Source organism: Corynebacterium gottingense (assembly GCF_003693265.1).
GTDB lineage: Bacteria > Actinomycetota > Actinomycetes > Mycobacteriales > Mycobacteriaceae > Corynebacterium > Corynebacterium gottingense.
The window spans coordinates 1-2,829 of sequence record NZ_RDRE01000074.1; the positions used below are offsets into that span (position 1 = coordinate 1).

Below are 2,829 nucleotides of genomic sequence, written 5' to 3' on the forward strand. Positions count from 1 at the left end.
CAGTGGTACAACACCGAACGCATCCAACAACGACTCAAGGGCCTGACCCCGATGCAATATCGAAATCAGACCCTTGAAGCCCTAACCACCTAGAGTTAAACCAGTCCAACTTTCGGGGGCCAGTTCACCGGAACGATGTCTCGAGACTTCGGGGCTTTCACGAAACACCCTGACCAGTTATATCAGATCCGCGGCTACACCCCGGTTACACCGGGTTCCTCCTCCGATTACACGACAGTAGTCAAGCAAATGTCGCGAGCAGGAACTTCGTCTTAGAACTCAAAGTCAGGAACTTCCGTCTCCGTGCCTTCTCGCTTCTCGGCAAGCTCCACATCCCACCGCGCCCGCTCGACAAGTTCGTCAAAGGTAAGCACCTCCGGTGACTTAAGGTTCGAGCGGAAACTTTCAAAGCTACGGAACTTCGCGTCAATCCGGTTTCCTTGCGAGCTACACAAGTCGCTCATGGGGCCGATCACCAAAAACGAGCGTGGCTCGACCAAATTCGCACCGTCGCCAGTGCTGCCGCCCTCGGTGTCCCTCTCGGGAATCCAGCTAGCGTGGCTCTCTTTGGCGACTAGAACCGTTTCTTGGCCTGGGCTACTGCGCCGAAGAACTCGCGGCTGATCCCGTAAACATCACTGCGGTATTGGTCCCGTGTCAGCAAAGGCGTGTCCGGGTGTTTAATCTCTGCCAGCGCCACTGAACGCAGCAGGCCGTTGGACACTAAGAAGGCGTCGGCACGTTTCCCGGAAGTGTGCAGGTTTGCTCCGCGAACTGTTTGCTCAAGTTTTCCCTCGTCCCAAGTGGTGTAGAGCCCTATCTCCGAGACCAATGCCGAGGACCCATGGGTTGGCTTCGAGAAGGTTCTGCCACGCCTTCTCATCGCCACCCGCCGCGTTTTTCGCTTCGGCAAACGCTTCGTGGTCATCGAGCCACGATTGCATAGTGTTAACGACGTCGCGATGGTTCTTCAGTTCCCTTGATCTCAGCGGCCGAGGTCTCGGCTTCTACGAGTGCCTGGAGCGCCTTAGGGTCTCGCTTGTACAGCCGTTGAAGTTCGCTTTGGTCGGCGATGATGCGGTTGAGAACGTCATCGTCAACCCTGGAGGTTTTCTCGCCGTTAACGGGAATCGAATCGAGGTTGCGGGTCAGGTCGATAATTCTGTTCGAGCCTTCCCGGTTTAAGATGATCAGGTCATCAAGTTTCGGGTCGTTCGGGTCTTTTCTTCGCGCTTGAATTCGGATTTCCCGAACTACGCCCAGTTCACGAACGACATGAACCTTGATCTGGCGACGCTGTTTTCGCAACTTGCCGGAATCTCTGCCACTTCCACTGTCCTTTGAGCAGCGCACACAGCTGCACCGCTACCCGGAATTTGACTAGTTCAGTGCTCGCTGTATAGTTCAGTGCATGCTGACTATTGCTTCACGTCTCGACGTGATGAACCGCCTGGGTCGTGCACTGGCCGACCCCACTCGATCGCGGATCATCTTGACCTTGCTCGACCATCCCGCTTACCCGGCGGAACTGGCTCGAGCTTTGAATCTGACACGCCCGAATGTGTCCAACCACCTGGCATGTCTGCGCGATTGCGGGATTGTCGTCTCCGAGCCCGAGGGGCGTCGGACGCGATATGAGATCGCCGATCCGCACTTGGCGCAGGCGCTGACTGCATTGGTCGATGCCTCCTTGGCAGTAGACGAAGACGCCCCGTGCATCGATCCCGCCTGCTCGCTTCCCGGGTGCTACACAGCTGGGGAGGGCGCATGATCCTCACCGCAGTCTTGCAGGCGATAGGCCTGTTCGCAGCTACCAACATCGACGACATCATCGTGCTCTCTCTCTTCTTCGCACGAGGGGCAGGCCAGCGCGGCACAACCGCGCGCATTATGGCCGGCCAGTACCTCGGATTTGCCGGCATCCTCGTCGCCGCGATCCTTGTGACCATCGGCGCCGGAGCATTTTTGCCCCCGGCAGCTATTCCATACTTTGGTCTCATCCCTCTGGGCATCGGCCTCTGGGCCGCATGGGAGGCTTGGCGCGGAGACGATGACGACGATGACGACGAGGCCAAGGTTGCCGGCAAGAAGGTCGGCGTTTGGACAGTCGCAGGCGTCACGTTTGCCAACGGTGGCGACAACATTGGCGTCTACACCCCTGTATTCCTCAGCGTGGAACCTCTCGCAGTAGTCGCCTACTGTGTTATCTTCCTCGCGCTCGTTGCGGTCCTGGTGGCCCTGGCAAAGTTCGTCGCCACCCGCCCCCCGATCGCGGAAGTGCTCGAACGCTGGGAGGGCATCCTCTTTCCCGTCGTTCTCATCGGCCTCGGCATCGTGATCCTCGTCAGTGGCGGAGCCTTCGGGCTCTGACGTAGCGGCAGCGTTCCAAACGGTCCTGACCGGGCGCACCCCTCTCGGTTCAGCCCCCAACAACTACCCGCAGCCAGTCCCGCGTGATCACAGCAACAAGACCGCTATGACGGGCTGCAAAAACCGCGCCACCAGATGAGTACGGAAACTCTTCCGCGGCTCGGTCCGCGCTCATAAACAATCCGCGCTATAACCCGAGCAGGAACGGCGTTCAGACAAAGAAAAATGACCCCTCCGAACGAACGGAGCGGGTCATTTTTGTGTTCGCGGCCGTATTCCTTCGGTCGACAGGAGGTTTCGTGAAACCCCCACTTCACAGCGTGTCCCCGACAGTGTCCGAAGTCACGACATAGTTGACACGGCGTGCCTGGGGGAACCTTCCTGATGGTTGACAGGTCAGCCGCGACATGGTTGACACTTAGCCCAAGAAAACCACCTAGGGTGATGGTTGACACCTCA

Annotated in this window: 6 protein-coding genes; 3 read left to right on the forward strand and 3 right to left on the reverse strand. The window is 58.3% G+C overall.

Annotated features, from left to right (window positions below; genetic code table 11):
- Positions 1-93 (forward strand): IS3 family transposase (locus EAW56_RS11525; RefSeq protein WP_147453238.1); only part of this gene is annotated, 93 nt, incomplete at its 5' end.
- A 179-nt stretch (positions 94-272) separates the two neighbouring features.
- Here the strand turns inward: EAW56_RS11525 and EAW56_RS13155 are convergent.
- The 3 genes from EAW56_RS13155 to EAW56_RS12780 all read right to left on the reverse strand — a co-directional run bounded on the left by EAW56_RS13155 (position 273) and on the right by EAW56_RS12780 (position 1,308).
- Entirely contained in the window at positions 273-500 is a 228-nt protein-coding gene (locus EAW56_RS13155; protein WP_276289700.1) for a Shedu anti-phage system protein SduA domain-containing protein, read from the reverse strand.
- Positions 501-574: 74 nt separating this feature from the next.
- Positions 575-928, reverse strand: coding sequence for a Shedu anti-phage system protein SduA domain-containing protein (locus EAW56_RS13160; protein WP_095535077.1), 354 nt, complete (start codon positions 926-928; stop codon positions 575-577).
- Positions 929-948: 20 nt separating this feature from the next.
- Entirely contained in the window at positions 949-1,308 is a 360-nt protein-coding gene (locus EAW56_RS12780; protein ID WP_167457437.1) for a hypothetical protein, read from the reverse strand.
- A 103-nt stretch (positions 1,309-1,411) separates the two neighbouring features.
- Here EAW56_RS12780 and cmtR point away from each other — a divergent pair, with 103 nt between their 5' ends.
- Complete coding sequence (cmtR, locus tag EAW56_RS11540; protein ID WP_095275948.1) at positions 1,412-1,771, forward strand: Cd(II)/Pb(II)-sensing metalloregulatory transcriptional regulator CmtR; 360 nt, start codon at positions 1,412-1,414, stop codon at positions 1,769-1,771.
- Positions 1,768-2,370 (forward strand): cadmium resistance transporter, encoded by a 603-nt coding sequence (locus EAW56_RS11545; protein WP_095535075.1) that lies wholly within the window; start codon positions 1,768-1,770, stop codon positions 2,368-2,370. Before cmtR ends, EAW56_RS11545 begins: the two co-directional genes overlap by 4 nt.
- Positions 2,371-2,829: the final 459 nt, after the last annotated feature.

Bases quoted from the DNA above. Each gene is read 5' to 3' on its own strand.
- EAW56_RS13160 (WP_095535077.1), bottom strand. From the start codon at position 928: ATGACCACGAAGCGTTTGCCGAAGCGAAAAACGCGGCGGGTGGCGATG.
- cmtR (WP_095275948.1), top strand. From the start codon at position 1,412: ATGCTGACTATTGCTTCACGTCTCGACGTGATGAACCGCCTGGGTCGT.
- EAW56_RS11545 (WP_095535075.1), top strand. From the start codon at position 1,768: ATGATCCTCACCGCAGTCTTGCAGGCGATAGGCCTGTTCGCAGCTACC.